The sequence below is a fragment of the Streptomyces sp. IMTB 2501 genome, from assembly GCF_001953885.1.
GTDB lineage: Bacteria > Actinomycetota > Actinomycetes > Streptomycetales > Streptomycetaceae > Streptomyces.
The window spans coordinates 1-25,319 of the sequence record NZ_MQUS01000048.1; the positions used below are offsets into that span (position 1 = coordinate 1).

General features: G+C 66.1%; 38 protein-coding genes and 1 pseudogene. 3 read left to right on the forward strand and 36 right to left on the reverse strand.

Features of this window, described 5'->3' with window-relative positions:
* Nucleotides 1–212: 212 nt before the first annotated feature.
* The 33 genes from rpsK to AV521_RS43045 form a co-directional block, all read right to left on the reverse strand.
* Nucleotides 213–617: a 30S ribosomal protein S11 gene (gene rpsK, locus AV521_RS42880; RefSeq protein WP_003956432.1), complete on the reverse strand. Its 405-nt coding sequence runs from the start codon at nt 615–617 to the stop codon at nt 213–215.
* 66 nt (nt 618–683) lie between these two features.
* The gene (gene rpsM / locus AV521_RS42885; RefSeq protein WP_031167100.1) at nt 684–1,064 is read right to left on the reverse strand and encodes a 30S ribosomal protein S13; all 381 of its coding nucleotides are present in this window, start codon (nt 1,062–1,064) and stop codon (nt 684–686) included.
* A 191-nt stretch (nt 1,065–1,255) separates the two neighbouring features.
* The gene (gene rpmJ, locus AV521_RS42890) at nt 1,256–1,369 is read right to left on the reverse strand and encodes a 50S ribosomal protein L36 (RefSeq protein ID WP_003998809.1); all 114 of its coding nucleotides are present in this window, start codon (nt 1,367–1,369) and stop codon (nt 1,256–1,258) included.
* A gap of 59 nt (nt 1,370–1,428) precedes the next feature.
* Entirely contained in the window at nt 1,429–1,650 is a 222-nt protein-coding gene (gene infA, locus AV521_RS42895) for a translation initiation factor IF-1 (protein WP_003948620.1), read from the reverse strand.
* A gap of 140 nt (nt 1,651–1,790) precedes the next feature.
* Complete coding sequence (gene map / locus AV521_RS42900) at nt 1,791–2,627, reverse strand: type I methionyl aminopeptidase (protein WP_076097127.1); 837 nt, start codon at nt 2,625–2,627, stop codon at nt 1,791–1,793.
* A gap of 99 nt (nt 2,628–2,726) precedes the next feature.
* A complete protein-coding gene (locus tag AV521_RS42905; RefSeq protein ID WP_076097130.1) occupies nt 2,727–3,389 on the reverse strand; it encodes an adenylate kinase in 663 nt (220 codons plus the stop codon).
* Nucleotides 3,389–4,702: a preprotein translocase subunit SecY gene (gene secY, locus AV521_RS42910; protein WP_076097132.1), complete on the reverse strand. Its 1,314-nt coding sequence runs from the start codon at nt 4,700–4,702 to the stop codon at nt 3,389–3,391. Before secY ends, AV521_RS42905 begins: the two co-directional genes overlap by 1 nt.
* Before the next feature lie 242 nt (nt 4,703–4,944).
* Nucleotides 4,945–5,400 (reverse strand): 50S ribosomal protein L15, encoded by a 456-nt coding sequence (rplO, locus tag AV521_RS42915; RefSeq protein WP_076097135.1) that lies wholly within the window; start codon nt 5,398–5,400, stop codon nt 4,945–4,947.
* Nucleotides 5,401–5,402: 2 nt separating this feature from the next.
* Complete coding sequence (gene rpmD / locus AV521_RS42920) at nt 5,403–5,585, reverse strand: 50S ribosomal protein L30 (RefSeq protein WP_004984515.1); 183 nt, start codon at nt 5,583–5,585, stop codon at nt 5,403–5,405.
* A gap of 2 nt (nt 5,586–5,587) precedes the next feature.
* Complete coding sequence (gene rpsE / locus AV521_RS42925) at nt 5,588–6,193, reverse strand: 30S ribosomal protein S5 (protein ID WP_019753099.1); 606 nt, start codon at nt 6,191–6,193, stop codon at nt 5,588–5,590.
* Between the two features lie 36 nt (nt 6,194–6,229).
* Nucleotides 6,230–6,613 (reverse strand): 50S ribosomal protein L18, encoded by a 384-nt coding sequence (rplR, locus tag AV521_RS42930; protein WP_014674380.1) that lies wholly within the window; start codon nt 6,611–6,613, stop codon nt 6,230–6,232.
* Nucleotides 6,614–6,616: 3 nt separating this feature from the next.
* Nucleotides 6,617–7,156: a 50S ribosomal protein L6 gene (gene rplF, locus AV521_RS42935; protein WP_023547374.1), complete on the reverse strand. Its 540-nt coding sequence runs from the start codon at nt 7,154–7,156 to the stop codon at nt 6,617–6,619.
* Between the two features lie 24 nt (nt 7,157–7,180).
* Entirely contained in the window at nt 7,181–7,579 is a 399-nt protein-coding gene (gene rpsH / locus AV521_RS42940) for a 30S ribosomal protein S8 (protein ID WP_004984520.1), read from the reverse strand.
* Nucleotides 7,580–7,793: 214 nt separating this feature from the next.
* A complete protein-coding gene (locus tag AV521_RS42950) occupies nt 7,794–7,979 on the reverse strand; it encodes a type Z 30S ribosomal protein S14 (RefSeq protein WP_003948630.1) in 186 nt (61 codons plus the stop codon).
* Between the two features lie 5 nt (nt 7,980–7,984).
* Nucleotides 7,985–8,542, reverse strand: a complete 558-nt coding sequence (gene rplE / locus AV521_RS42955) for a 50S ribosomal protein L5 (protein WP_061920719.1) — start codon at nt 8,540–8,542, stop codon at nt 7,985–7,987.
* Nucleotides 8,542–8,865, reverse strand: coding sequence for a 50S ribosomal protein L24 (rplX, locus tag AV521_RS42960; RefSeq protein WP_076097138.1), 324 nt, complete (start codon nt 8,863–8,865; stop codon nt 8,542–8,544). The genes rplE and rplX overlap by 1 nt, the downstream gene beginning before the upstream one ends.
* 2 nt (nt 8,866–8,867) lie before the next feature.
* Nucleotides 8,868–9,236 carry a 50S ribosomal protein L14 gene (rplN, locus tag AV521_RS42965; protein ID WP_003998823.1) on the reverse strand — a complete coding sequence of 123 codons (369 nt, stop codon included), beginning with the start codon at nt 9,234–9,236 and terminating at the stop codon, nt 8,868–8,870.
* Between the two features lie 130 nt (nt 9,237–9,366).
* Nucleotides 9,367–9,651: a 30S ribosomal protein S17 gene (gene rpsQ, locus AV521_RS42970; RefSeq protein WP_018543912.1), complete on the reverse strand. Its 285-nt coding sequence runs from the start codon at nt 9,649–9,651 to the stop codon at nt 9,367–9,369.
* Nucleotides 9,651–9,875 (reverse strand): 50S ribosomal protein L29, encoded by a 225-nt coding sequence (rpmC, locus tag AV521_RS42975; RefSeq protein WP_023547377.1) that lies wholly within the window; start codon nt 9,873–9,875, stop codon nt 9,651–9,653. Before rpmC ends, rpsQ begins: the two co-directional genes overlap by 1 nt.
* Nucleotides 9,875–10,294 carry a 50S ribosomal protein L16 gene (gene rplP / locus AV521_RS42980; protein WP_030788270.1) on the reverse strand — a complete coding sequence of 140 codons (420 nt, stop codon included), beginning with the start codon at nt 10,292–10,294 and terminating at the stop codon, nt 9,875–9,877. Before rplP ends, rpmC begins: the two co-directional genes overlap by 1 nt.
* A 5-nt stretch (nt 10,295–10,299) precedes the next feature.
* Entirely contained in the window at nt 10,300–11,124 is an 825-nt protein-coding gene (rpsC, locus tag AV521_RS42985) for a 30S ribosomal protein S3 (protein ID WP_067045333.1), read from the reverse strand.
* Nucleotides 11,124–11,471, reverse strand: coding sequence for a 50S ribosomal protein L22 (gene rplV / locus AV521_RS42990; protein WP_023547379.1), 348 nt, complete (start codon nt 11,469–11,471; stop codon nt 11,124–11,126). The genes rpsC and rplV overlap by 1 nt, the downstream gene beginning before the upstream one ends.
* 45 nt (nt 11,472–11,516) lie before the next feature.
* Nucleotides 11,517–11,798: a 30S ribosomal protein S19 gene (gene rpsS, locus AV521_RS42995; protein WP_076097140.1), complete on the reverse strand. Its 282-nt coding sequence runs from the start codon at nt 11,796–11,798 to the stop codon at nt 11,517–11,519.
* A 12-nt stretch (nt 11,799–11,810) separates the two neighbouring features.
* Entirely contained in the window at nt 11,811–12,647 is an 837-nt protein-coding gene (rplB, locus tag AV521_RS43000) for a 50S ribosomal protein L2 (protein WP_018543909.1), read from the reverse strand.
* Between the two features lie 40 nt (nt 12,648–12,687).
* Nucleotides 12,688–13,107 (reverse strand): 50S ribosomal protein L23, encoded by a 420-nt coding sequence (rplW, locus tag AV521_RS43005; RefSeq protein WP_076097142.1) that lies wholly within the window; start codon nt 13,105–13,107, stop codon nt 12,688–12,690.
* Entirely contained in the window at nt 13,107–13,760 is a 654-nt protein-coding gene (gene rplD / locus AV521_RS43010) for a 50S ribosomal protein L4 (RefSeq protein WP_076097145.1), read from the reverse strand. Before rplD ends, rplW begins: the two co-directional genes overlap by 1 nt.
* A gap of 8 nt (nt 13,761–13,768) precedes the next feature.
* The gene (gene rplC / locus AV521_RS43015) at nt 13,769–14,413 is read right to left on the reverse strand and encodes a 50S ribosomal protein L3 (RefSeq protein WP_067045344.1); all 645 of its coding nucleotides are present in this window, start codon (nt 14,411–14,413) and stop codon (nt 13,769–13,771) included.
* A gap of 16 nt (nt 14,414–14,429) precedes the next feature.
* Complete coding sequence (rpsJ, locus tag AV521_RS43020) at nt 14,430–14,738, reverse strand: 30S ribosomal protein S10 (protein ID WP_003948644.1); 309 nt, start codon at nt 14,736–14,738, stop codon at nt 14,430–14,432.
* A 454-nt stretch (nt 14,739–15,192) separates the two neighbouring features.
* Complete coding sequence (locus AV521_RS43025; RefSeq protein WP_143658749.1) at nt 15,193–15,786, reverse strand: hypothetical protein; 594 nt, start codon at nt 15,784–15,786, stop codon at nt 15,193–15,195.
* Nucleotides 15,783–17,570, reverse strand: coding sequence for an alpha/beta hydrolase (locus tag AV521_RS43030; protein WP_076097149.1), 1,788 nt, complete (start codon nt 17,568–17,570; stop codon nt 15,783–15,785). Before AV521_RS43030 ends, AV521_RS43025 begins: the two co-directional genes overlap by 4 nt.
* Nucleotides 17,571–17,577: 7 nt before the next feature.
* A complete protein-coding gene (locus AV521_RS43035) occupies nt 17,578–18,003 on the reverse strand; it encodes a hypothetical protein (RefSeq protein ID WP_079249697.1) in 426 nt (141 codons plus the stop codon).
* A 113-nt stretch (nt 18,004–18,116) separates the two neighbouring features.
* The gene (locus tag AV521_RS43040) at nt 18,117–18,320 is read right to left on the reverse strand and encodes a DUF397 domain-containing protein (RefSeq protein ID WP_076097151.1); all 204 of its coding nucleotides are present in this window, start codon (nt 18,318–18,320) and stop codon (nt 18,117–18,119) included.
* Complete coding sequence (locus tag AV521_RS43045) at nt 18,317–19,165, reverse strand: helix-turn-helix transcriptional regulator (RefSeq protein ID WP_076097153.1); 849 nt, start codon at nt 19,163–19,165, stop codon at nt 18,317–18,319. The genes AV521_RS43040 and AV521_RS43045 overlap by 4 nt, the downstream gene beginning before the upstream one ends.
* Nucleotides 19,166–19,302: 137 nt before the next feature.
* Here AV521_RS43045 and AV521_RS43050 point away from each other — a divergent pair, with 137 nt between their 5' ends.
* The 3 genes and pseudogenes from AV521_RS43050 to AV521_RS49875 all read left to right on the forward strand — a co-directional run bounded on the left by AV521_RS43050 (nt 19,303) and on the right by AV521_RS49875 (nt 21,108).
* Complete coding sequence (locus AV521_RS43050) at nt 19,303–19,791, forward strand: ATP-binding protein (RefSeq protein WP_076097155.1); 489 nt, start codon at nt 19,303–19,305, stop codon at nt 19,789–19,791.
* Nucleotides 19,792–19,989: 198 nt separating this feature from the next.
* Nucleotides 19,990–20,870, forward strand: a pseudogene (locus AV521_RS43055) (helix-turn-helix domain-containing protein).
* A 40-nt stretch (nt 20,871–20,910) separates the two neighbouring features.
* Entirely contained in the window at nt 20,911–21,108 is a 198-nt protein-coding gene (locus AV521_RS49875; protein ID WP_179023830.1) for a hypothetical protein, read from the forward strand.
* A gap of 224 nt (nt 21,109–21,332) precedes the next feature.
* Here the strand turns inward: AV521_RS49875 and tuf are convergent, their stop codons facing one another.
* The 3 genes from tuf to rpsG form a co-directional block, all read right to left on the reverse strand.
* Nucleotides 21,333–22,526, reverse strand: a complete 1,194-nt coding sequence (tuf, locus tag AV521_RS43065) for an elongation factor Tu (RefSeq protein ID WP_076097159.1) — start codon at nt 22,524–22,526, stop codon at nt 21,333–21,335.
* A 154-nt stretch (nt 22,527–22,680) separates the two neighbouring features.
* Nucleotides 22,681–24,807, reverse strand: coding sequence for an elongation factor G (gene fusA / locus AV521_RS43070; protein WP_076097162.1), 2,127 nt, complete (start codon nt 24,805–24,807; stop codon nt 22,681–22,683).
* 39 nt (nt 24,808–24,846) lie between these two features.
* On the reverse strand, nt 24,847–25,317 hold the full coding sequence (gene rpsG / locus AV521_RS43075; RefSeq protein ID WP_003998848.1) for a 30S ribosomal protein S7: 471 nt from the start codon (nt 25,315–25,317) through the stop codon (nt 24,847–24,849).
* Nucleotides 25,318–25,319: the final 2 nt, after the last annotated feature.

Here is a 25,319-nt window from a genome sequence, read left to right on the forward strand (position 1 = left end):
GTCGACGACCTCTTCGGTCAACGAGGGACGCTGAGCGATCAGCATGTGTGGATCAGATCCTTCATTCGTGGACGCCCGCTATTTGACGTCCGACGGAAACCGCACCTGTGAAAAGTGCGGGTACTGCAAGGGTACGGGCGGTACGGCTCGGTTCACCTCCGCTTACGCGGAGAACAGAGCCGTACCGCCCGCAACCGGCGACCGGGGAAGCGTCAGACGCGGCGACGCTTCGGCGGACGGCAGCCGTTGTGCGGGGTCGGGGTGACGTCCTGGATGGAGCCGACCTCGAGGCCCGTGGCCTGCAGGGAGCGGATCGCGGTCTCACGACCGGAGCCCGGGCCCTTGACGAACACGTCGACCTTGCGCATGCCGTGCTCCTGGGCGCGGCGGGCGGCCGACTCGGCGGCCATCTGCGCGGCGAACGGCGTGGACTTCCGGGAGCCCTTGAAGCCGACGTGGCCGGCGGAGGCCCAGGAGATCACGTTGCCGGACGGGTCCGTGATCGAGACGATCGTGTTGTTGAACGTGCTCTTGATGTGCGCGTGGCCGTGAGCGACGTTCTTCTTTTCCTTGCGGCGCACCTTCTTGGCAGCGCCCTGACGACCCTTGGGGGGCATCTATAACTCCTACGGGAGGTGGTCGGTCCTACAGCGAAGACCGCTGGACGGCGAGTCCGCTGCGGACTACTTCTTGCCCGGCTTCTTCTTACCGGCGATGGCGCGACGCGGGCCCTTGCGGGTGCGAGCGTTGGTGCTGGTGCGCTGACCGCGGACGGGCAGACCGCGACGGTGACGGAGACCCTGGTAGCAGCCGATCTCGACCTTGCGGCGGATGTCGGCCTGGATCTCGCGACGGAGGTCACCCTCGGTCTTGATGTTGTTGTCGACGTACTCGCGGATCGCGACCAGCTGCTCTTCGGTCAGGTCACGAACACGGGTGTTCGGGTCGATGCCGGTCTCGGCCAGCGTCTGCTGGGAGAGCGTCCGGCCGATGCCGAACACGTAGGTGAGGGCGACCTCCACGCGCTTTTCGCGCGGGATGTCAACACCGGAAACGCGTGCCATTCAATGGCTCCTGGTGATCTTTCGGAGGTCTTCCGCAGAACCGGATCCCGGCCGCCGTACCAGGTACGAACCGGGTCCCCGGCCTCCGAACCGGGGGTGTCGAGCTGGATGGCTCGGATTCTGCGTATGAACAAATTCAGCTCGCGTCGCGCGAATCTCTGCGATAGAGGTGCAGAGGGTGTGGTCGTGCGTCAGCCCTGGCGCTGCTTGTGGCGCGGGTTCTCGCAAATGACCATGACCCGGCCGTGACGGCGGATCACCCTGCACTTGTCGCAGATCTTCTTGACGCTCGGCTTGACCTTCATGGGATTGAGGTTCTCCGGGTCAGTGCCACCACCCCGCCGGAACGGGATGCGGGCAAGATCTACTTGTACCGGTAGACGATCCGGCCACGCGTCAGGTCGTACGGAGACAACTCCACCACGACCCGGTCGTCAGGGAGGATACGGATGTAGTGCATACGCATCTTGCCGCTGATGTGTGCCAGGACCTGGTGGCCGTTCTGGAGCTCGACCTTGAACATGGCGTTCGGCAGAGACTCGACGACAGTGCCCTCGATCTCGATGGCACCTTGCTTCTTGGCCACGCTTCGCCCTTCGAATCGACTACCTTGATCGACTCTCCCGCGAGCATGCGGACATGCGGATGCACGAGAGCCGACGAGTCAGTCTACGTCGGCGTACCCGGAAAGGCGAATCGAGAGAGTCTGCCCCACTGGCGAGATCACTAAGCGAGCGGATCGGGAGCGGCGGTGATGCCGTACTCGGCCAGCTTGGCCTTGCCGCCGTCGGGCGCGGTCAGTACCAGCGGGCCCTCGGTGGTCAGGGCGACCGAGTGCTCCCAGTGGGAGGACCAGGTGCCGTCGGTGGTGATGACCGTCCAGTCGTCGGAGAGGACCTCGGTCTTCGCGGTGCCGAGGGAGACCATCGGCTCGATCGCGAGGCAGAAGCCGGGCACCAGCTTGGGGCCCTTGCCGCGGCGGCGGTCGACGTAGTTCAGCAGATGCGGGTCCATGTGCATCTCGGTGCCGATGCCGTGGCCGCCGTAGTCCTCGATGATCCCGTACTTGCCGCCGCCCGGCTTCGGCTGGCGGCGGATGTACGTCTCGACGGCGCGGGAGATGTCGACCAGACGGTTGCCCTGCTTCATGGCCGCGATACCGGCCCACATCGACTCTTCCGTCACCCGGGACAGCTCGATCAGCTCCGGAGCGTGACCGGAGCCCACGAACGCCGTGTAGGCGGCGTCGCCGTGCCAGCCGTCGATGATCGCGCCGCAGTCGATGGAGATGACGTCGCCGTCCTTGAGGACGACGTCGTCGGAGGGGATGCCATGGACGACCACGTCGTTGACCGACGTGCAGATCGTCGCGGGGAAGCCGCCGTAGCCCAGGAAGTTCGACCTCGCGCCGTTCTCGGCGAGGACCTTGCGGGCGACCTCGTCCAGGTCCTTGGTGGAGGCGCCGGGCACCGCCGCCTCCCGGGTGGCCGCGTGGATGGCGGCTACGACCAGGCCCGCCGCACGCATCTTGGCGATCTGCTCGGGGGTCTTGATCTGCACCATGGGGGCCTGCGCTCTCCGTCACTCACGTCGGCTGGTTTACCTGTACAACACTACGGCCGCGGCGCCCGGGGAGGGCACCGCGGCCGGAAGGGCCGGACTCTACTGCTCGGCCTTCTCGCGCTTGAGTGCCTCCAGCGCCCGCTGCGTGATCTCGTCCACGGGGCCCAGGGAGGAGATCGTCACGACCAGGCCCTGCGCCTTGTAGTAGTCGATGATCGGCTCGGTCTGCGTGTGGTAGACCTCCAGCCGCGTGCGGACGGTCTCCTCGCGGTCGTCGTCGCGCTGGTACAGCTCACCGCCGCAGACGTCGCACACGCCCTCTTTCTTCGCCGGGCTGTACGTCACATGGAAGACGTGCGACGAGTCGTTGCGGCAGATGCGCCGGCCGGCGATCCGCTTGACCACCTCGTCCTCCGGGACCTCCAGGTCCAGGACGGCGTCCAGCCTGATGGCCTCGGTCGTGAGCAGCTCGTCCAGCGCCTCGGCCTGCTCTACGTTCCGCGGGAAGCCGTCGAGCAGGAAGCCGTTCTCGGCGTCCGGCTGCTCCATGCGGTCCTTGGCCATCGCGATGGTGACCTCGTCCGGGACCAGGTTGCCGGCGTCCATGTAGGACTTCGCGAGCTTGCCCAGCTCGGTCTGCTGGCTGATGTTGGCCCGGAACAGGTCGCCCGTGGAGATGTGCGGGATGGCCAGCTCCTTGGCGAGCCGGACGGCTTGCGTTCCCTTACCGGCACCCGGCGGCCCGACGAGGACGATACGCATCAGCGGAGGAACCCTTCGTAATTGCGCTGCTGGAGCTGGCTCTCGATCTGCTTCACCGTCTCGAGACCGACACCCACGATGATCAGGATGCTGGTACCGCCGAACGGGAAGTTGTTCGTCGCCCCGAACCCGACCAACGCCATTGTTGGCACGAGAGCAATCAGACCCAGATACAGCGAACCCGGCCAGGTGATCCGGTTGAGCACATAGCTGAGGTACTCAGCGGTCGGTCGGCCAGCCCGGATGCCCGGGATGAAGCCACCATACTTCTTCATGTTGTCGGCGACTTCCTCGGGGTTGAAGGAGATCGCCACGTAGAAGAACGCGAAGAAAACGATGAGCAAGAAGTACAGAGTGATGTAAAGCGGGTGGTCGCCCTTGGTCAGGTTGTTCTGGATCCACTGCTTCCAGTTCGAATTACCGCCCGCGAACTGCGCCACCAGTGCCGGGATGTAGAGCAGCGACGAGGCGAAGATGACGGGAATCACACCCGCCTGGTTCACCTTGAGCGGGATGTACGTGGACGTACCACCGTAGGAACGACGGCCGATCATGCGCTTCGCGTACTGCACCGGGATACGGCGCTGGGCCTGCTCGACGAAGACCACGAGCGCGACCATGACCAGGCCGACCAGGATCACCGTGCCGAACTCGATCCAGCCGCCGGCCAGCGTGCCCTGCTTCTTGATCGCCCACAGAGCGGACGGGAAGGTCGCCGCGATCGAGATGAACATCAGGATCGACATGCCGTTGCCGATGCCGCGGTCGGTGATCAGCTCACCGAGCCACATGACGACACACGTACCGGCGGTCATGCAGACGACCATCGTGATCGTCGTGAAGATCGCCTGGTTCGGGACGATGCTCGACGCGACCGAGCACCCGTTGAAGAGCGCGCCGCTGCGGGCGGTGGCGACGAGGCCGGTGCCCTGGAGGATGGCGAGCGCCACGGTGAGGTAGCGGGTGTACTGCGTGATCTTCGCCGTGCCGGCCTGGCCCTCCTTCTTCAGGGCTTCCAGACGCGGGATGACCACGGTCAGCAGCTGAAGGATGATGCTGGCCGTGATGTACGGCATGATGCCGAGCGCGAAGACCGTGATCTGCAGCAGCGCGCCACCGCTGAACATGTTCACAAGGCCGAACAGGCCCTGGTTGGCCCCCGCCTCGCTCACACACTGCTGGACGGCCTTGTAGTTGACGCCGGGGATCGGGATGTGGGTACCGACGCGGTAGACCACGATGATGGCCAGCGTGAAGAGCAGCTTCTTGCGCAGGTCGGGCGTCCTGAACGCCCGGGCGAACGCGGTGAGCACGGTGCCTCCTGCGACCCCCGCGCAACTGCGTCAAGGGTGACGGTCTTGAGGTTCGACGAATGGACGAATGGATAACGGTCAACTGCCGCTCAGGGTGCCCCATGGGAAGCACCCGATGAAAGTAGGCAGTGCTGGCCACCTTACCGGCGAGAGCACCGCCCTAGGAACGACCAACCGGGGATACCCCTTTTGTGGGGTATCCCCGGTCGGGATCGTTCACGTCATCGAGGGACCTGAGGGGCTCAGATCAGCTCGGTGACCGTACCGCCGGCGGCGGTGATCTTCTCCTTGGCGGAGCCGGAGACGGCGTCGACCGTCACCTGCAGCGCCACGGAGATCTCGCCCTGGCCGAGGACCTTGACGAGGCTGTTCTTGCGAACGGCACCCTTGGCCACCAGACCCTCGACCGTGACCTCGCCACCCTCGGGGTAGAGCGCGGCCAGCTTGTCGAGGTTCACGACCTGGTACTCGGTCTTGAACGGGTTCTTGAAGCCCTTCAGCTTCGGGAGGCGCATGTGCAGCGGCATCTGGCCGCCCTCGAAGCGCTCCGGAACCTGGTAACGGGCCTTCGTACCCTTCGTACCACGACCGGCCGTCTTACCCTTCGACGCCTCACCACGACCGACACGGGTCTTGGCGGTCTTGGCGCCCGGGGCGGGACGGAGGTTGTGGATCTTCAGCGGGTTCTGCTCCGCCATGATCAGTCGACCTCCTCGACCGTCACGAGGTGGCGGACGGTGTGCACCATGCCGCGGAACTCGGGGCGGTCCTCCTTGACGACCACGTCGTTGACCTTCTTCAGGCCAAGCGAACGCAGGGTGTCACGGTGGTTCTGCTTGCTGCCGATGTAGGACTTGACCTGCGTAATCTTGAGCTGCGCCATGATTACGCACCCGCCCCGGCACGCGCACGAAGCAGGGCCGCGGGCGCGACGTCCTCGAGCGGCAGACCACGGCGGGCCGCGATCTCCTCGGGACGCTGCAGACCCTTCAGGGCCTCCACGGTCGCGTGCACGATGTTGATGGCGTTGTCGGAGCCGAGCGACTTCGACAGCACGTCGTGGATACCGGCGCACTCGAGCACGGCACGCACCGGACCACCGGCGATAACACCGGTACCCGGGGACGCGGGCTTGAGCAGCACGACGCCGGCAGCCTTCTCACCCTGGATCGGGTGCGGGATGGTGCCCTGGATCCGGGGGACCTTGAAGAAGTGCTTCTTGGCCTCCTCAACGCCCTTGGCGATGGCGGCCGGCACCTCCTTGGCCTTGCCGTAACCGACACCCACGGTGCCGTCACCGTCGCCCACCACGACCAGCGCGGTGAAGCTGAAGCGACGACCACCCTTCACAACCTTGGCGACGCGGTTGATCGCGACAACGCGCTCAACGTACGCGGTCTTCTCGGCGGCAGCAGCGCCGCCGTCACGGCCCTTCCGGTCCCGCCGCTCGCCGCCACCGGCACCGCTGCCGCGGCGCTGGGGTCCAGCCATTGGATTACCTCTCTCTTTCCGCTAGCTACAAGCGGCTCAGAACTTGAGCCCGGCTTCGCGGGCGGCGTCCGCCAGGGCGGCGATGCGCCCGGCGTACTGGTTGCCACCACGGTCGAACACGACGGCCTCGACACCGGCGGCCTTGGCACGCTCGGCGACCAGGGCACCGACCTGCTTGGCCTGCGCGGACTTGTCGGCCTCGCCACCACGGATCGACGCGTCCAGCGTGGACGCCGACGCCAGGGTGTGACCCTTCAGGTCGTCGATCACCTGCGCCACGATGTGGCGGTTGGAGCGGGTCACGACCAGACGGGGGCGCTCCGCCGTACCGGAGATCCGCTTGCGGATCCGGATGTGACGGCGCTTGATCGCGGCGCGCTTGTAGGCGTCGCCCTTGAGGATCTTCTGCCCGTATGCCATGGCTTACTTACCCGCCTTTCCGACCTTGCGGCGGATGACTTCGCCCTCGTACTTGACGCCCTTGGCCTTGTACGGGTCGGGCTTGCGCAGCTTGCGGATGTTGGCCGCAACCTCGCCGACCTTCTGCTTGTCGATGCCCTCGACCGAGAAACGGGTCGGGGTCTCCACCTTGAAGGTGATGCCCTCGGGGGCCTCGACCAGGATCGGGTGGCTGTAACCGAGAGCGAACTCCAGGTTCGAACCCTTGGCGGTCACTCGGTAACCGACACCGCTGATCTCGAGCTTCTTCACGTAACCCTGGGTCACGCCGGTGATCATGTTCGCCACCAGCGTGCGGGAGAGGCCGTGCAGGGCCTTGCTCTGACGCTCGTCGTTCGGGCGGGTCACCTGGAGGGTGCCGTCCTCGCCCTTAGCGATGTCGATCGGCGCGACAACGGTGTGGGTCAGCGAGCCCTTGGGGCCCTTGACCGAAACCGTACGGCCGTCGATGGTGACGTCCACGCCGGCGGGAACCGCGATGGGGAGCTTGCCGATGCGCGACATAGCTGTTTCCTCCGTTCCCTTCTGCTACCAGACGTAGGCGAGGACTTCCCCACCCACGCCCTTCTTGCCGGCCTGCTTGTCGGTGAGGAGCCCGTGGGACGTGGAGATGATCGCCACGCCGAGGCCGCCGAGCACCTTCGGCAGGTTGGTGGACTTCGCGTAAACCCGGAGACCGGGCTTGGAGATCCGCTTGATGCCCGCGATGGAGCGCTCACGGTTGGGGCCGAACTTCAGCTCCAGGACGAGGTTCTTGCCGACCTCGGCGTCCTCGACCTTCCAGCCCGTGATGAAGCCCTCCTGCTGGAGGATCTCCGCGATGTGCGACTTGATCTTCGAGTGCGGCATCGCCACGGAGTCGTGGTACGCCGAGTTCGCGTTCCGCAGACGCGTCAGCATGTCTGCGATCGGATCAGTCATGGTCATGAATTGGCCTTCGGCCTCTCTCGCCGGGGTTTCCTGGTGCGCCATCCCTCTCCCCGATCCGAGACGGGACGGGTGCGGCGCGGTGGACCTACGGCGTAGTAAGTCGTACGGGCGGCAGTCAGGCGCCCAACCCTCCAAGCCTAAGCCATGGAGAGGAGGGCGCCTGACACGCCCATTGCTTACCGAGAGCTTCAGGAATCCCTAATTACGGGGATTACCAGGAGCTCTTGGTCACGCCCGGCAGCTCGCCACGGTGAGCCATCTCACGAAGGCACACGCGGCAGAGGCCGAACTTGCGGTACACGGAGTGCGGACGGCCGCAGCGCTGGCAGCGGGTGTAGCCACGCACACCGAACTTGGGCTTGCGAGCAGCCTTGGCAATCAGAGCCTTCTTCGCCATCTCGCTCACGCCTCCTTGAACGGGAAGCCGAGGTGACGAAGGAGCGCGCGGCCCTCAGCGTCGTTGGTCGCCGTGGTGACCACGGTGATGTCCATGCCCCGGGTACGGTCGATCTTGTCCTGGTCGATCTCGTGGAACATGACCTGCTCCGTGAGACCGAAGGTGTAGTTGCCACGGCCGTCGAACTGCTTGGGGGACAGACCACGGAAGTCGCGGATGCGCGGCAGCGCGAGCGACAGGGTGCGGTCCAGGAACTCCCACATGCGGTCGCCACGGAGCGTGACGTGAGCACCGATCGGCTGGCCCTCACGCAGCTTGAACTGCGCGATGGACTTGCGGGCCTTGGTGACGGCCGGCTTCTGACCGGTGATGGTGGTCAGGTCGCGGATCGCGCCCTCGATCAGCTTCGAGTCACGGGCGGCGTCGCCGACACCCATGTTGACCACGATCTTGACGAGGCCGGGAACCTGCATGACGTTCTCGTACTTGAACTCGTCACGCAGCTTGCCCGCGATCTCCTCGCGGTACTTCTGCTTCAGACGCGGAGTGGTGGTGGTAGCCATCAGATGTCCTCACCCGTCCGCTTGGCAACGCGGATCTTGTTGCCTTCGTCGTCGAAGCGGTAACCGACACGCGTGACGACCTTCTGACCGTCCTTCTCAACGACCAGCTGGACGTTGGAGACGTGGATCGGCGCCTCGGTCGTGACGATGCCGCCGGCCTGGGAACCGCGAGCGGTCGGGCCGGCCTTGGTGTGCTTCTTGACCCGGTTGACACCCTCGACCAGGACACGCTCCTCGCGCGGGTAAGCGGCAATGACCTTGCCCTGCTTGCCCTTGTCCTTGCCGGTGATGACCTGGACCAGGTCGCCCTTCTTGATCTTCATGCTTACAGCACCTCCGGCGCGAGCGAGATGATCTTCATGAACTTCTTCTCGCGCAGCTCACGGCCGACCGGGCCGAAGATGCGGGTGCCGCGAGGGTCGCCGTCGTTCTTCAGAATGACGGCGGCGTTCTCGTCGAAGCGGATGTACGAGCCGTCCGGACGGCGGCGCTCCTTGACGGTGCGAACGATGACCGCCTTGACGACGTCACCCTTCTTCACGTTGCCACCGGGGATCGCGTCCTTGACGGTGGCGACGATGACGTCACCGATGCCCGCGTAGCGGCGACCGGAGCCACCGAGCACACGGATGCAAAGGATCTCCTTCGCACCAGTGTTGTCGGCGACACGCAGTCGCGACTCCTGCTGGATCACGTCTATCTCCTGTTTGTCTGCCGGTTCCCCGGGAGCCGCTCAGCGGAGCGGCTCCCGGAGCCTGGCGGAACTGTCCTGCGAGGGATGCCCCGCAGGAACGTACTTTTTGGAATTCCCTTGCGGGAATTACCTACTTGGCCTTCTCGAGGATCTCGACGACGCGCCAGCGCTTCGTCGCGGACAGCGGCCGGGTCTCCATGAGGAGGACACGGTCGCCGACACCCGCGGCGTTCTGCTCGTCGTGCGCCTTGAGCTTGTTCGTACGGCGGATGACCTTGCCGTACAGCGCGTGCTTGACGCGGTCCTCGACAGCGACGACGACGGTCTTGTCCATCTTGTCGCTGACGACCAGACCCTCACGGGTCTTGCGGAAGCCGCGGGCCTCTGCGTTCTCAGTCACGTTCTTCTCGCTCATCAGGCGTTCTCCACCGTTTCGATGCCCAGCTCACGCTCGCGCATCAGGGTGTAGATCCGCGCGATGTCCTTGCGGACCGCCTTCAGACGGCCGTGGTTCTCGAGCTGACCGGTCGCCGCCTGGAAGCGGAGGTTGAACAGCTCTTCCTTGGCCTCGCGGAGCTTCGCCAGAAGCTCCTCGTTGCCCAGCTCGCGCAGCTCGGACGCCTTGGTACCGACCGACATCACGCTTCACCTGCCTCGCGCTTGACGATGCGGCACTTCATCGGCAGCTTGTGGGCCGCACGAGTGAGAGCCTCACGCGCAATCTTCTCGTTCGGGTAGGACAGCTCGAACATGACCCGTCCCGGGTGCACATTCGCGATCCACCACTCCGGCGAACCCTTACCGGAACCCATGCGGGTCTCGGCCGGCTTCTTCGTGAGCGGGCGGTCCGGGTAGATGTTGATCCAGACCTTGCCGCCACGCTTGATGTGGCGGGTCATCGCGATACGGGCCGCCTCGATCTGGCGGTTGGTCACGTACGCCGGCGTGAGGGCCTGGATGCCGTACTCGCCGAACGCGACCGTGGTACCGCCCTTGGCCTCACCGCGACGCTTCGGGTGGTGCTGCTTGCGGTGCTTGACCCTACGGGGGATCAGCATGTCGGTCAGGCCTCCGTTCCGGTGCTCTCAGCCGGAGCCTCGGCCTTGGGAGCCTCGGCCTTGGGGGCCTCGGCGCCGGCAGCCTGCTGCGGCTTGCGACCGCGCCGCTCGCCACCGCGGCCACCACGGGCCGGGCGGTCGGCACCACCACGGGCCGGGCGGTTACCCGCACGGGCCGCAGCGTTCTCGGCGCGGACCTCGGCGATGTTCTTGACGTCGCCCTTGTAGATCCAGACCTTCACACCGATGCGGCCGAAGGTCGTCTTGGCCTCGAAGAAGCCGTAGTCCACGTTCGCGCGGAGCGTGTGCAGGGGCACACGGCCCTCGCGGTAGAACTCCGAGCGGGACATCTCGGCGCCGCCGAGGCGGCCACCGCACTGGATCTTGATGCCCTTGGCGCCGGCCTTCATCGCCGACTGCATGCTCTTGCGCATGGCACGGCGGAAGGAGACGCGGGAGGAGAGCTGCTCGGCAACGGCCTGGGCCACCAGCTGAGCGTCGGTCTCGGGGTTCTTGACCTCAAGGATGTTCAGCTGGACCTGCTTGCCCGTGAGCTTCTCGAGGTCGCCGCGGATGCGGTCGGCCTCGGCGCCACGGCGGCCGATGACGATGCCGGGACGGGCGGTGTGGATGTCCACACGCACGCGGTCACGGGTGCGCTCGATCTCAACCTTCGAGATACCGGCGCGCTCCATGCCGGACGTCATCATCCGACGGATGGCGACGTCTTCCTTGACGTAGTCCTTGTACAGCTTGTCGGCGTACCAACGCGACTTGAAGTCGGTCGTGACACCGAGCCGGAACCCGTGCGGGTTTACCTTCTGGCCCATTACCGGGTTCCTTCCTTGCTGCTGACGACCACGGTGATGTGGCTGGTCCGCTTGCGGATCCGGTAGGCACGGCCCTGGGCACGCGGACGGAACCGCTTCAGGGTCGGGCCCTCGTCGACGTAGGCCTCGGAAACGAAGAGGCTGTCGGCGTCGGTGTGGTCGTAGTTGTGCGCGGCGTTGGCAATGGCGCTGTCGAGCACCTTGCCGACCGGCACGGAGGCTGCCTGCGGAGCGAATCGCAGAACAGCCTGGGCCTCCGTGGCATCCATGCCACGGATGAGGTCCACCACACGGCGGGCCTTCATGGGCGTGACGCGGATGTACCGCGCCTGGGCCCTGGCTTCCATGGTTGTCCCTTCAGAGTTACTTACGTGTCTGAATGCGATCCGCTACTAGCGGCGCTTCGACTTCCGGTCTTCCTTGACGTGGCCCCGGAAGGTGCGGGTCGGCGAGAACTCGCCGAGCTTGTGGCCGACCATCGACTCGGTGACGAACACCGGGATGTGGGTCTTGCCGTTGTGCACCGCGAGGGTGTGGCCCAGCATGGCCGGGACGATCATCGAGCGGCGGGACCAGGTCTTGATGACGTTCTTGGTGCCGGCTTCGTTCTGGACATCCACCTTCTTCATCAGGTGGTCGTCGACGAAGGGCCCCTTCTTCAGGCTACGAGGCATCTCAACCCGTCCTTAGCGCTTCTTGTTCGTCTTGCGGCGGCGGACGATGTACTTGTTCGACGCCTTCTTGGGCGAACGAGTACGGCCTTCCTTCTTGCCCCACGGGGACACAGGGTGGCGACCACCGGAGGTCCGGCCCTCACCACCACCGTGCGGGTGGTCAACCGGGTTCATCACGACACCACGGACGGTCGGGCGAACGCCCAGCCACCGCTTACGGCCGGCCTTACCCCAGTTGATGTTGCTCTGCTCGGCGTTGCCGACCTCACCGACGGTGGCGCGGCAGCGGACGTCGACCAGGCGGATCTCGCCGGACGGCATGCGCAGGTGGGCGTAGGCGCCCTCCTTCGCGAGCAGCTGCACGGAGGCACCGGCGGAGCGGGCGAACTTGGCACCGCCACCGGGACGGAGCTCGATCGCGTGGATCGTGGTACCGACCGGGATGTTGCGGAGGGCCAGGTTGTTGCCCGGCTTGATGTCGGCCCCGGGACCGTTCTCGACGCGGTCACCCTGCTGCAGGTTGCGCGGGGCGAGGATGTAGCGCTTCTCGCCGTCGGCGTAGTGCAGCAGCGCGATGCGCGCGGTGCGGTTGGGGTCGTACTCGATGTGCGCGACCTTCGCCGGCACGCCGTCCTTGTCGTGACGACGGAAGTCGATCACTCGGTAGGCGCGCTTGTGTCCGCCACCCTGGTGGCGAACGGTCACACGACCGGCGTTGTTACGGCCGCCCTTGCTGTGCAGGGGGCGGACCAGCGACTTCTCCGGCGTGGACCGCGTGACCTCGACGAAGTCGGCGACGCTGGCGCCACGACGGCCCGGCGTAGTCGGCTTGTACTTGCGGATTCCCATTTCTCAGTCCTCGTCCGATATCGGACGATCCGGACCGCCCTTAGGCGGTCGGACCGCCGAAGATGTCGATACGGTCGCCCTCGGCGAGGGTCACGATCGCGCGCTTGCTGCCGGCACGCTGACCGAAACCGGTCTTCGTGCGCTTGCGCTTGCCCTGGCGGTTGATCGTGTTGACCCCGGTGACCTTGACGTCGAAGACCGCCTGGACGGCCTGCTTGATCTGGGTCTTGTTGGCGCCCGGGGCGACGACGAACGTGTACTTGTTGTCGTCGAGGAGCGCGTAGCTCTTCTCGGAGACGACCGGCTTGAGCAGCACGTCACGGGGGTCCGTGAAGGACTTGCTCAGCGGCGTCTCGACGGTGTTCTTGCCCTCGGTGGCGTGACGACGCGCCTTGGCGACGCGCGCGGCCTTGGCGGCCTTGGCGGCCTTCGAGGCGATAGCGGGGTGACGGATGGCCATCAGACCTCGCTCCCTTCGGTGTCGTTGGCCTTCGGGCCGGACACGAAGGACTCGAAAGCGGCCTGGGTGAAGACCACGTCGTCCGAGACGAGAACGTCGTACGTGTTCAGCTGGCCCGGCTCCAGGATGTGGACCTGGGGCAGGTTGCGGGCGGACAGCCACGCGGCCTCGTCGGCGCGGTCGACGACCAGGAGCAGGTTCTTGCGCTCCGAGATCTTGCCGAACAGCGACTTGGCGGCCTTGGTGCTGGGGGTCTCGCCCTCGACCACGCCGGAGACGACGTGGATGCGGTTGTGACGCGCCCGGTCGGTGAGGGCACCGCGCAGGGCGGCGGCCTTCATCTTCTTCGGGGTGCGCTGCGAGTAGTCACGCGGCTGCGGGCCGTGCACCACGCCACCACCGGCGAACTGCGGCGCGCGGGTCGAACCCTGACGGGCGCGACCGGTGCCCTTCTGGCGGTACGGCTTCTTGCCGCCACCACGGACCTCGCCACGGGTCTTCGTCTTGTGCGTGCCCTGACGGGCCGCGGCCAGCTGCGCGACGACGACCTGGTGGATCAGCGGAACGCTGACCTTGGCGTCGAAGATCTCCGCGGGGAGCTCGACGGAACCGGCCTTGTCGCCCGCCGGCGAAAGGATGTCAACAGTGCTCATCGGTTACCTCAGGCCCCCTTGGCCGCGGTGCGGACCAGGACGAGGCCGCCGTTCGGACCGGGAACCGCGCCCTTGATGAGCAGCAGACCCTTCTCCGCGTCAACGGCGTGGACGGTCAGGTTCTGGGTGGTGACCCGCTCGTTGCCCATGCGACCCGCCATGCGGAGGCCCTTGAACACGCGGCCCGGGGTGGCGCAGCCACCGATGGAACCGGGCGAGCGGTGCTTGCGCTGGGTGCCGTGCCCGGCGCCGAGGCCACGGAAGTTGTGGCGCTTCATGACACCGGCGAAGCCCTTGCCCTTGCTCTTGCCGGTGACGTCGACCTTCACGCCGGCCTCGAAGACCTCGGCGGTGATTTCCTGACCGAGCGTGTACTCGGCGGCATCGGCCGTCCGGATCTCGACGAGGTGACGACGGGGGGTGACGTCGGCCTTGGCGAAGTGGCCCTTGAGGGGCTTGTTCACCTTGCGCGGGTCGATCTCGCCGAAGGCGATCTGGACCGACTCGTAGCCGTCGACGTCGTTCGTACGCACCTGGGTGACGACGTTGGGGCCGGCCTTGACGACGGTGACCGGAACAACACGGTTGTTCTCGTCCCACACCTGCGTCATGCCGAGCTTCTCGCCCAGGATGCCCTTGATCTGCTTAGCCATTCTCAGCCCACCAGCCTCAGAGCTTGATCTCGATGTCGACACCGGCCGGGAGGTCGAGTCGCATCAGAGAGTCAACGGTCTTGGGGGTCGGGTCGAGAATGTCGATCAGGCGCTTGTGCGTGCGCATCTCGAAGTGCTCGCGCGAGTCCTTGTACTTGTGCGGCGACTTGATGACGCAGTACACGTTCTTCTCAGTGGGCAGCGGCACCGGGCCCGCGACCGACGCACCAGTGCGGGTCACCGTCTCGACGATCTTCTTCGCCGAGGAGTCGATGACCTCGTGGTCGTAGGCCTTGAGCCGGATGCGGATCTTCTGTCCCGCCATGGCTACTCAGTAGTCCTGTCTCTCTTGGCTCTGGAACCCGGCGGATTCCTTCTGCTGCCTTCGTTTCTCCGACCCACGCGGTCGGGCGTGTCGCGCTCCCGCTGACACAGATGCCCCTTGTTCGAACATCCCTGCGGGGAATGCGACGGCCCTTCCGGAACCGCGGACCGGGGACCTCGGGCCCACCGGGCGCCTGGTCGGTGCCGCGCCCACACTTCCCGGAAGATTCCCGTACGTCCGCCCCAGTGCTGCCCGAGGGCAGTTAGGGCGACGAGTACTGTGGGACTCGCTTCCGGTCCTCCCGGCGGGAGGCGCGCAGCATCAACACTCGACCGAGCAACTCGGACAGTCTGCCATATGGGCCGGGGGCTCCGCCAATCGAGCCGGAGAGAATACCCCTAGGGTGACGTAGGTCAAACGGGGGGCGGGACCGGGACGCGGATCCCCTCCGTGATCAGTACTGGGTGTTGAGGTCCGCGCCCTTGGGTGCGCGCCAGCAGCCGGAGACGACGTTCACCAGGATCTTCGGGTCCTTCTCATGGCCAGCCGTCGGACTCGACACCCAGAGTTCGACATTCACGGAGAAAGGTTCTGTCTCCGAGTCCGCTGTGAGTTCGAGCGTCTTGTCCTTGCTCTTGTTGGGGCCATACTGGACGATCTTCCACCCCTTGCCGGGGAGGCCTTTCTTGAGGCGCTCAAAGCCAGCCTTCAGCTCGCTCTCGGAGACGTCGTAGACGGACCAGGGATGAACGGTCTTGTACAGGTGCTCGGGATCCTGGTCGCAGGTCGCGATGCTGGGTCCCGGCTCGGTGACCTTGCCCGTCCGAATGTTGATCAGTTCGTAGATCTGGCTGGACACAGCCTTCGCCTTCTCCCGGGCCCTGTCCACATCCAGAGTGGTGGTCTTCGATCCGGCTGTCCCGTCTGACACGGAGTCTCCGCTGTGATCCATGGTGTTCGAACAACCTGTTCCGGTGAGGGAGAGGACGGCGCCGGCGACAACGATGCCGAGCCAAACCCGAAGGCGTCGACGCGAGAGGGGGATCAATTGTCCTCCTGGACCTTGTCATAGCGGCCGGCGACCACTGCCGCCTGGTTCTTGAGGCTCTGAGACCCCTCGTCCCAGTACCCGCTGTGACCGCTGGTGTTCACATCCATCCTGTGAGCTCCGAATGCCTCATCGGACGGGATCGTCTGGATGTAACCAGCGTTGTAGGGAATCCCGTGATAGGTGTCCACCCCCCACTTCCAGCCACCGAGGAAGTCCCTGCCGATGTATGGCACCGGATCGGAGCTGGCCGCCTCGGACCATACATGGTCCTTACCCACGCCCAGATCGCTCGCGTCACCCACCAGCATGCCCGGGCTGCCAGCGACCACGATGTCATCGGCTGCTATGTGGTGCTCCTTGGCGGCCACGCCGATCACGGTGGTCCCATAGCTGTGGCCGATGACGGTGGTGTGGCTCGCCTCTGGACCGCCCTGGGCAGTCTGCAGGCCGTCAAGGAAGTGGTTGAGGGTAGGCGCCGCGTTGTAGGCGTAGCTCGGTCGGGGGGAATCGGTGATGATGTCCTGTGGGGCGTCGTAGCCGATCCAGGTGATGGTGGAGGTCGACTCGCCGGGGGACATCGCGTTGGCTTCCTTCCATGTCCGTGCCATGCGCGCGATGTCACCTTGGGCCCCCGCCAGCCTCGCCGTCGTCCCCGGCACGTACACCGCAGTGTTGTCCGCCGTGTCCGGGTTGCCATTGGCCAGGATGACGTGGCCGTTGCCCTTGAGGTCGAAGCCCAGCACGTAGGCCGGCGGCAACCCGTCGATGCCGGTCTGGTCGAATCGGGACCGGACCGCGTCCATGCCCTTGAGCTGGTCCTTGTACTTGCTCCCGCCCAGGGCGTCCCACGTGCTCCATTCCGGGTTCGTGATGATCCCGGCCGCGGTGACGATCTGCTTTTCCGGCTCCGGGCCCAGCTGGTCGAGCTTGTGCTGGACGTCGGCATGGGCCTCGTCCAGCACGGTCCGGTTGGCCGAGTCGCGGATCACGCTCGGCAATCCGTCGAGCGCGCCGATCTCGGCGGGGTAGAGCGTCTGGTACTCCTCGCGCTGCTCCTGCGTGAGGCCGTCCCACCACTTCTTGTTGTCGGCCGGGGACTTGCCCTGCGGAATGCCGTCCTTGCTGAGATAGGTGCCGACCGTCTTCTGGACATCGCCCATGTCGTGGGCCTCGTCCATGAGCATGTCGTCCGTCACGGCCAGGCCGTCCGGCGCCTTCAGCTCGCGCAGGACCTTGGCATACCGGTTGTCGATCTCGATGGCGCTGTTCACCGCTTGCGAGATGCGTTCGGCGATGTCCTCGGCCTTGCCCTTGTTGGGGTCGCCGTTCGCCTCGCCCGCGCCGGGCAGCAAGGGGACAGGGGCTCCCGGCTTGGCGACTCCGGTACCCGAGGATGTGCCGGGGGCCATGGGAAGCACGGTGCTCTGCGGGTACTCGACCGAGCCGTCCCCATTGACCGTGAACTTGAGATCGGCCGCGTCGGCGAGGGCCTGCTTCAGCTTCCTCTGGGCACTGGACAGCTCCGAGGCGAGGCCGTTCAGGGTCGTGCGAACGAGACCGCATTCTGCGTGAAGATACTGGTAGTTACGACCCAACTGAGTCAGGTCCCGCTCTGCCGAGGTCTGCGCCTCGCCCTTCTGTGTGGTGTGGATCGGCCCCGACATCTCCTGGTCGACCCGGATACGGGCGGCGTCGGCCCGGTTGCTGACCTTGCCCCAACCGTCGGCGGCATCCTCGTACTCGTGGAACTTCGCATCACGCAGCTGCTGCCATGTGGGCATACCCGCCTCACCGCGCCCAATCCGGCTTGTTGCCGACATGGACCTTGTTCATCTTGCCGGCAACGGCAGGGTCGACCTCGCCGAAGACTCGGCCGGTCTTGGCGAGCGCACTGTGGAGGCGGTCGCATTCATTGCGCACCGAGGTCAGCCGCTTCTCCCAGGTGGGCAGGATCTCGTTCAGCGCGGCGGTGCTGGTGAAACCGTCGGTGCCGCCCTTGACGCCCTCATGGGCTGTCTTGAGGTCGGTGAGCCCCGAGTCGGTGGCGGTACGCAGGTCCTGCGCCACGCCGGATGCCTTGGTCCACGGCCCCTGCGACGCCTTCAGGTCAGGGCCCGACCCCCCGTCTCCCCCACCCGACGGGTCGGCCAGGTGGTCGATCTGCATCCGCTGGGCCGCCCCGGCCTTGAGCTGCTCCCACTCATCCCACGCCATCAGCAATTCCTCCCCCAGTCGTGACGGCGGTGCGCATGTGCCGTGACGAGACTCGTGCTGCCGCGGAGGTTCAGCTTATCGGCGCGACGGTGCGAGCACCTGAGTACGTGTACTCAACTCCCGCAGCCGGGCTGGACGCCCATGTACGTGACGAAAGAGATCCAGGCGGTTGGAGTGACGGCGAGCCGGGGGCCTTCGGTGTTCTTGGAGTCGCGGATGTGGATGGTGGTGGGGGCTACCGCCACCTCGATGCAGTCGCCGGGTTCGTTGCTGCTGCTGTAGCTGCTCTTGAACCAGCGGAGTTCGGCGGTGCTCATAGTCTCCCCAGCGCTTGCTCGATGAAGGCCTGTGACTCCCTCGGCGTGAGAGCCTGCGCCCGGATCATGCCATAGCGCAGCTCAAGGATCCGGAGATCCTTTGGGCTTGAGACCGGGCGGCCGTTGAACGCGCCGTCGGAACGTCCTATCGCCGTGCCGTCGGCGAACTTCAGTACCTCGACCAGGCCCGCCGCTCCGGCGTGCTCCTCCCGGTCGGTCGGCATGACCTGGAGCGTGACGTTCCTCAACTTGGCCACCTCCAAGAGGTGTTCGAGCTGTCGGCGCAGGACCATCTTCCCACCGTAGGGACGTTCGAGCGTCACCTGTTCCTGGACGAATCCGAGCGTCGGGGCGGGCTCCCGCCGCTCGAAGACGGCCTTGCGGGCCATGCGCGCGGCGGTTTCCCGCTCCACCACGTCTTCGTCGAGTGCGGGCTGCCTCATCTCGTACATCGCTCGCGCGTACTCGGGCGTCTGCAACAGGCCGTGAATGTTGTGGTTGCTGTACAGCAGCATCTCCACCGCCCGCCCCTCCAGCTCCGCCAGCTCCCGCACCTTCTTCGGATACCGAGCCTTCCGCATGTCCTCCATGAAGGCCCTCAAATGCCCCTGCGCCTTCAGGATCTGGTCTGCCCTGTCCAGGGACTCTGGCCGAGGAATACGCGCCCCGCGCTCGATCTTCCGAATCATGTCCTCGCCGTACCCGAGGGCAGCCGCCAGCTCGGGCACGCTCATCCCGGCCGCCTCGCGGCACACCTTGAGCAGGCGCCCCACCGCCTGCACCAGCGGCTCGATCTCGTCCCCCGGCTCGACGTCCCAACCCGCCTCGTCCACACCGTCGTTCATGACTCCTCCTCCGACGCGCACTCGTACCCGTACAACGCCCGAGACAGCCGAGACAGCCGAGACAAAGGCGGGACAGTCACCGGCCGTAAAGGACTTGTCGCTGATCCAGGGAAGCAGGATCCGCCACGCTGAGTGACATGAATCAGGAAACCGCCGCGCCCCCGGCCGAACTCCCCGGCCCCATCCCCAACTTCACGGTGCTGCTGTCCCCCACACCTCGCGGCGCCCGCCTCGCCCGCCTGCTCGCCACCGAACAACTCCGCACCTGGGGAGTCCCGTTGGACGCGGCGCAGCCCATCGTGGCCGAGCTGGCGGCCAACGCCGCGACCCACGGCAGGGTGCCCGGAAGGAGCTTCCGTCTCACGCTCTACGTCGTCGGCGGCACGCTCCGCATCGAGGTGACCGACACGCGCGGTGACCGCATGCCCCGGATCCATCTCCCCTCCGCAGACGGCGACTCGGGGCGGGGGCTGGTCGTCGTGGAGGCGTTGGCCGATCGCTGGGGCGTCGCGTCGGGCCGGACTCCGCGCAAGACCGTATGGGCCGAGATCACCGTCCCGGCGCCGGAACGCGACCGCCCGTGCTCCGGTGTGACGGGCGGTCTTTCCCAAGGAACACGAGGGTGAAAGAACCCGACCAAGCCCCACCCCTCCCGCCCGTGGCGCCGTCTCACACTCACTGGTGAACATCGCCAACTCGGCTGGATTTCCGGCCCGTTGCCTGCCTTACGCTCAGCGCAACACAACCCAGACATGCGACGGCCCTCGCCGGGACTGGCATCCCAGTGCGAGGGCCTGACCACCGAGGAAGTGAAGGCCTTCCCGATGGATACGCAGAACCCTAGCGTGCCCCCGCACGCCCAGTCCCGCCTTGCGGGCAACAAGCACCCGAACCGGGGCCCCGAAGTCGCGCACTCCGGCGGGCTCGTCCACGACCACACCCGCCACACCACCCGCTTCACGGTGATCGGCAACCACCTCACCCAGCACCGCGAGCTCTCCCTCCTCGCGATCGGCCTGGCCTGTCACATCCAGTCGCTGCCGAAGGGCGCCCGCGTCGACATCAAGACGCTCACCGCCCGTTTCCCCGAGGGCGCGACCCGCATCGCCGCCGCGCTGCGCGAGAGCGCCAACGCTTCCCCGGCGGTCGTATCGTCACCCGCACGATCTCCTGCAACCAGCCGGCGGCCCGGCACCACAAGGGCGAGAGCAAGGACGAGAGCAAGGGCGAGCCTGTGTGCTCCGTCCCCGGACGACCGGCAGCGGCAGCGAGCCCGAAGCAGCGGACGCCCCGCAAGCCCCTCCCCGACGTACCGCACCCCTCCTACTCCTCCCCCGCCCTCCTCCAGACCGCCACCGACCTCCTCGCGGGCTTGCGCAACCGCGATGCCCGCCTGCTCCTGTCGGCCCGCGACACGGCCCACCTCGCCGTCGGCGTCGCAGCCTGGCTGGAGCGCGACGTCAGCCCCACCGCCGTACGCCATGCCCTGACCAGTGATCTTCCGGCCGAGGGACTACGGCGCCCAGCCGCACTCCTGGCCCATCGCCTGGCCGCCCAACTGCCGCCCCCGCCCCCGTTCCGGGCACCGGCCGTCCCACCACCCGTTCGGCACCCGCTTCAGAACTGCGACAGCTGCGACCACGCCTTCCGCGCCCCGGAACCAGGCCTCTGCCCCGGCTGCCGAGTGGTCGGCGCACCTGTCTGACACCACGGAAGTCCTGAAGTCACCCCTTCCGCTGAAGACGATGGCGGCGGCCCTCCAGGACGTGTCGGAGGCCGACAAGATCAACAGCGTCGATCTCATCTTTGAAGGGTTTGACACGCTGCCCGCAGCAGAGGTCTGGAGGGAACCGGTGGCCTCGGACCTGAAGATCAAGGAGACGCACGTCCACCAGGAAGCCGGGCGGAAGACGTACTGCGCATCCTCGACAGGAATGGCGTAGAGGTCCCCGACGAGACTCGCGAACGCGTCATGTCGTGCCACGACCTGGATCTTCTCGGTGTCTGGTTCGACCGGGCGATCAAGGCCACCACGGCCTCGGAAGTCTTCACCGAGAGCGAGTAACAGGCCCGCGGAAACGTCGAAGAGGCCCGTACGACCGAAGTCGTACGGGCCTCTCCTCAGGTCAGAGACCTTCAGGTCAGGTGACCCTCAAGCAGGCGGAACCTACTTGACGATCTTGGTGACCTGGCCGGCGCCCACGGTGCGGCCACCCTCACGGATGGCGAACTTCAGGCCCTCTTCCATGGCGACGGGCTGGATGAGGTCCACCTTCATCTCGGTGTTGTCACCCGGCATGACCATCTCGGTGCCCTCGGGGAGGGTCACGACGCCGGTCACGTCCGTCGTACGGAAGTAGAACTGCGGACGGTAGTTGTTGAAGAACGGCGTGTGGCGGCCACCCTCGTCCTTGGAGAGGATGTAGGCCTGCGCCTCGAACTCGGTGTGCGGGGTGACCGAGCCCGGCTTGATGATGACCTGGCCGCGCTCGACGTCCTCGCGCTTGATGCCGCGGAGCAGCAGACCGACGTTCTCACCGGCCTGGCCCTCGTCGAGCAGCTTGCGGAACATCTCGATACCGGTGACCGTGGTGGTGGTCTTCTCGGTCTTGATGCCGATGATGTCGACGGTCTCGTTGACCTTCAGGACACCACGCTCGATACGGCCGGTGACGACCGTACCGCGACCGGTGATCGTGAAGACGTCCTCGATGGGCATGAGGAACGGCTTGTCGACGTCACGCTCGGGCTGCGGGATCGCCTCGTCGACGGCGGCCATCAGGTTCAGGACCGACTGGCCCCACTCCTTGTCGCCCTCAAGCGCCTTGAGCGCCGAGACCTTGACGACCGGAACGTCGTCGCCCGGGAACTCGTACTCGGAGAGGAGCTCACGGACCTCAAGCTCGACGAGCTCCAGGATCTCCTCGTCGTCCACCATGTCGGCCTTGTTCAGGGCGACGACGATGTACGGAACGCCGACCTGGCGGGCGAGGAGCACGTGCTCCTTCGTCTGCGGCATCGGGCCGTCGGTGGCGGCGACCACGAGGATGGCGCCGTCCATCTGCGCCGCACCCGTGATCATGTTCTTGATGTAGTCCGCGTGACCGGGGCAGTCGACGTGGGCGTAGTGACGCGTCTCGGTCTGGTACTCGACGTGCGCGATGGAGATGGTGATACCGCGCTGGCGCTCCTCAGGAGCCTTGTCGATCTGGTCGAAGGCCGAGGCCTCGTTCAGGTCCGGGTAAGCGTCGTGCAGCACCTTGGTAATGGCGGCCGTGAGGGTCGTCTTACCGTGGTCGATGTGACCGATGGTGCCGATGTTGACGTGGGGCTTAGTCCGCTCGAACTTCGCCTTCGCCACGGGGTCCTCCTGTGGAGTGGTTCTGAACGCCTTGCTTCATCGGCGCCAGGTGATCTTTGCTGGAAAGCCCGGGGCCGGGGGCATTCCCCCACGAATGCGGGTGAATGCCCCTGGCGGCTCCGGAGTCAAGCCTAAAGCGTGTGAACGCGGTGCGTTACTCGCCCTTGGCCTTCGCGATGATCTCCTCGGCGACGTTCCGCGGAACCTCGGCGTAGGAGTCGAACTGCATCGAGTAGCTTGCGCGACCCGACGTCTTGCTGCGGAGGTCGCCGACGTAGCCGAACATCTCCGACAGGGGCACGAGGCCCTTCACGACGCGGGCACCAGCCCGCTCCTCCATGGCCTGGATCTGGCCACGGCGGGAGTTGATGTCGCCGATGACCTCACCCATGTAGTCCTCGGGCGTGGTGACCTCGACGGCCATCATCGGCTCAAGGAGCACGGGCGAAGCCTTGCGCGCGGCCTCCTTGAAGGCCTGCGAACCGGCGATCTTGAAGGCGAGCTCGGAGGAGTCGACCTCGTGGTAGGCACCGTCGTGGAGGATGACGCGCACGCCGGTCATCTCGTAACCGGCGAGGATGCCGAACTGCATGGCCTCCTGCGCACCGGCGTCGACCGAAGGGATGTACTCCTTCGGGATACGACCACCGGTCACCTTGTTCACGAACTCGTACGAGGTGTCGCCACCCTCAAGCGGCTCGATGCCGATCTGCACCTTCGCGAACTGACCGGTACCACCGGTCTGCTTCTTGTGGGTGTAGTCGACGCGCTCGACGGCCTTGCGGATCGTCTCGCGGTAGGCCACCTGCGGCTTGCCGACGTTGGCCTCGACCTTGAACTCACGGCGCATACGGTCGACCAGCACCTCAAGGTGCAGCTCGCCCATACCACCGATGATGGTCTGGCCGGTCTCCTCGTCCGAGTGGACCTGGAAGGACGGGTCCTCCTCGGCCAGGCGCTGGATCGCGACGCCCAGCTTCTCCTGGTCGCCCTTCGACTTGGGCTCGATGGCGACCTGGATGACCGGCGCCGGGAAGTCCATGGACTCCAGGATGACCGGGTTCTTGTCGTCGGACAGCGTCTCACCGGTGGTGGTCTGCTTCAGGCCCATGACGGCGACGATGTCGCCGGCGCCCACCGACTCGATCTCCTCACGCTTGTTGGCGTGCATGCGGTAGATCTTGCCGATGCGCTCCTTCTTGCCCTTGACGGAGTTCAGCACCGAAGAGCCGGACTCCAGGCGGCCCGAGTAAACCCGGACGAAGGTGAGCTTGCCGAGGTGCGGGTCGCTCATGATCTTGAACGCCAGCGCCGAGAGGGGCTCCTCGTCGGACGGCTTGCGCTTGACGACGACCTCGGGGTCCTTGACGTCGTGGCCCTCGATGGCCTCGATGTCAACCGGGGAAGGCAGGTAGCGCACGACCGCGTCGAGCAGGGGCTGGACGCCCTTGTTCTTGAACGCGGTGCCGCAGAACACCGGGGTCACGGTGGTGCCGGTGCCCTTGCCGGACGCGATGGTGATACGACGGATCGCGGCGTACAGCTGCTCCACGGAAGGCTCCTCGCCCTCCAGGTACAGCTCCATGATCTCTTCGTCGTTCTCGGCCACGGCCTCAAGCAGCTTGCCGCGGTACTCCTCGGCAGCCTCGGTGTGCGTGTCCGGGATGTCGACGACGTCGTACATCTCGCCCTTGGTGGCCTCGGCGGACCAGACCAGGGCCTTCATCGTCACGAGGTCGACGACGCCCTTGAAGTCCGCCTCGGCACCGATCGGCAGCTGCATCACGATCGGCTGAGCGCCCAGGCGGTCAGTGATCATGTCGACACAGCGGTGGAACTCGGCACCGGTGCGGTCGAGCTTGTTGACGAAGCAGATGCGCGGGACGCCGTAGCGGTCCGCCTGACGCCACACGGTCTCGGACTGCGGCTCGACACCGGCGACGCCGTCGAACACCGTCACGGCACCGTCGAGCACGCGCAGGGAGCGCTCCACCTCGACGGTGAAGTCGACGTGACCCGGGGTGTCGATGATGTTGATGGTGTGGTCGACGTTCTCCAGCGGCCAGTGACAGGTGGTGGCAGCAGAGGTGATCGTGATGCCACGCTCCTGCTCCTGCTCCATCCAGTCCATGGTGGCAGCGCCGTCGTGGACCTCACCGATCTTGTACGACACACCGGTGTAGAACAGGATCCGCTCGGTGGTGGTCGTCTTGCCCGCGTCGATGTGGGCCATGATCCCGATGTTGCGGACCTTGGCCAGGTCAAGTGAAGTGGTAGCCATAAGGCTTCAGTCTTCTCTCGGTTCTCGATGGGGTAGCGACTACCAGCGGTAGTGCGCGAAGGCCTTGTTGGACTCGGCCATCTTGTGCGTGTCCTCGCGCTTCTTCACAGCGGCACCGAGGCCGTTGGACGCGTCGAGGAGCTCGTTGAGCAGACGCTCGGTCATGGTCTTCTCGCGACGGGCGCGGGAGTAACCGACCAGCCAGCGCAGCGCCAGGGTGTTGGCACGGCCGGGCTTGACCTCGACCGGGACCTGGTAGGTGGCGCCACCGACACGGCGGGACTTGACCTCCAGGGTCGGCTTGATGTTCTCGAGAGCGCGCTTCAGCGTGATGACCGGGTCGTTGCCGGTCTTCTCGCGCAGGCCCTCCATGGCGCCGTAGACGATGCGCTCGGCGGTGGAGCGCTTGCCGTTCAGCAGCACCTTGTTGATGAGCGACGTGACCAGAGGAGAACCGTAGACCGGGTCGATGATGACCGGGCGCTTCGGGGCGGGGCCCTTACGAGGCATTC

Coding starts and splice junctions, on each gene's coding strand:
- rpsK (WP_003956432.1), bottom strand. CDS start 617: ATGCCCCCCAAGGGTCGTCAGGGCGCTGCCAAGAAGGTGCGCCGCAAG.
- rpsM (WP_031167100.1), bottom strand. CDS start 1,064: ATGGCACGCGTTTCCGGTGTTGACATCCCGCGCGAAAAGCGCGTGGAG.
- rpmJ (WP_003998809.1), bottom strand. CDS start 1,369: ATGAAGGTCAAGCCGAGCGTCAAGAAGATCTGCGACAAGTGCAGGGTG.
- map (WP_076097127.1), bottom strand. CDS start 2,627: ATGGTGCAGATCAAGACCCCCGAGCAGATCGCCAAGATGCGTGCGGCG.
- AV521_RS42905 (WP_076097130.1), bottom strand. CDS start 3,389: ATGCGTATCGTCCTCGTCGGGCCGCCGGGTGCCGGTAAGGGAACGCAA.
- rplO (WP_076097135.1), bottom strand. CDS start 5,400: ATGGCGGAGCAGAACCCGCTGAAGATCCACAACCTCCGTCCCGCCCCG.
- rpmD (WP_004984515.1), bottom strand. CDS start 5,585: ATGGCGCAGCTCAAGATTACGCAGGTCAAGTCCTACATCGGCAGCAAG.
- rpsE (WP_019753099.1), bottom strand. CDS start 6,193: ATGGCTGGACCCCAGCGCCGCGGCAGCGGTGCCGGTGGCGGCGAGCGG.
- rplR (WP_014674380.1), bottom strand. CDS start 6,613: ATGGCATACGGGCAGAAGATCCTCAAGGGCGACGCCTACAAGCGCGCC.
- rplF (WP_023547374.1), bottom strand. CDS start 7,156: ATGTCGCGCATCGGCAAGCTCCCCATCGCGGTTCCCGCCGGCGTGGAC.
- rpsH (WP_004984520.1), bottom strand. CDS start 7,579: ATGACCATGACTGATCCGATCGCAGACATGCTGACGCGTCTGCGGAAC.
- AV521_RS42950 (WP_003948630.1), bottom strand. CDS start 7,979: ATGGCGAAGAAGGCTCTGATTGCCAAGGCTGCTCGCAAGCCCAAGTTC.
- rplE (WP_061920719.1), bottom strand. CDS start 8,542: ATGGCTACCACCACCACTCCGCGTCTGAAGCAGAAGTACCGCGAGGAG.
- rplX (WP_076097138.1), bottom strand. CDS start 8,865: ATGAAGATCAAGAAGGGCGACCTGGTCCAGGTCATCACCGGCAAGGAC.
- rpsQ (WP_018543912.1), bottom strand. CDS start 9,651: ATGAGCGAGAAGAACGTGACTGAGAACGCAGAGGCCCGCGGCTTCCGC.
- rpmC (WP_023547377.1), bottom strand. CDS start 9,875: ATGTCGGTCGGTACCAAGGCGTCCGAGCTGCGCGAGCTGGGCAACGAG.
- rplP (WP_030788270.1), bottom strand. CDS start 10,294: ATGCTGATCCCCCGTAGGGTCAAGCACCGCAAGCAGCACCACCCGAAG.
- rpsC (WP_067045333.1), bottom strand. CDS start 11,124: ATGGGCCAGAAGGTAAACCCGCACGGGTTCCGGCTCGGTGTCACGACC.
- rplV (WP_023547379.1), bottom strand. CDS start 11,471: ATGGAAGCCAGGGCCCAGGCGCGGTACATCCGCGTCACGCCCATGAAG.
- rpsS (WP_076097140.1), bottom strand. CDS start 11,798: ATGCCTCGTAGCCTGAAGAAGGGGCCCTTCGTCGACGACCACCTGATG.
- rplB (WP_018543909.1), bottom strand. CDS start 12,647: ATGGGAATCCGCAAGTACAAGCCGACTACGCCGGGCCGTCGTGGCGCC.
- rplW (WP_076097142.1), bottom strand. CDS start 13,107: ATGGCCATCCGTCACCCCGCTATCGCCTCGAAGGCCGCCAAGGCCGCC.
- rplD (WP_076097145.1), bottom strand. CDS start 13,760: ATGAGCACTGTTGACATCCTTTCGCCGGCGGGCGACAAGGCCGGTTCC.
- rplC (WP_067045344.1), bottom strand. CDS start 14,413: ATGGCTAAGCAGATCAAGGGCATCCTGGGCGAGAAGCTCGGCATGACG.
- rpsJ (WP_003948644.1), bottom strand. CDS start 14,738: ATGGCGGGACAGAAGATCCGCATCCGGCTCAAGGCCTACGACCACGAG.
- AV521_RS43030 (WP_076097149.1), bottom strand. CDS start 17,570: ATGCCCACATGGCAGCAGCTGCGTGATGCGAAGTTCCACGAGTACGAG.
- AV521_RS43035 (WP_079249697.1), bottom strand. CDS start 18,003: ATGGCGTGGGATGAGTGGGAGCAGCTCAAGGCCGGGGCGGCCCAGCGG.
- AV521_RS43040 (WP_076097151.1), bottom strand. CDS start 18,320: ATGAGCACCGCCGAACTCCGCTGGTTCAAGAGCAGCTACAGCAGCAGC.
- AV521_RS43045 (WP_076097153.1), bottom strand. CDS start 19,165: ATGAACGACGGTGTGGACGAGGCGGGTTGGGACGTCGAGCCGGGGGAC.
- AV521_RS43050 (WP_076097155.1), top strand. CDS start 19,303: ATGAATCAGGAAACCGCCGCGCCCCCGGCCGAACTCCCCGGCCCCATC.
- AV521_RS49875 (WP_179023830.1), top strand. CDS start 20,911: ATGGCGGCGGCCCTCCAGGACGTGTCGGAGGCCGACAAGATCAACAGC.
- fusA (WP_076097162.1), bottom strand. CDS start 24,807: ATGGCTACCACTTCACTTGACCTGGCCAAGGTCCGCAACATCGGGATC.
- rpsG (WP_003998848.1), bottom strand. CDS start 25,317: ATGCCTCGTAAGGGCCCCGCCCCGAAGCGCCCGGTCATCATCGACCCG.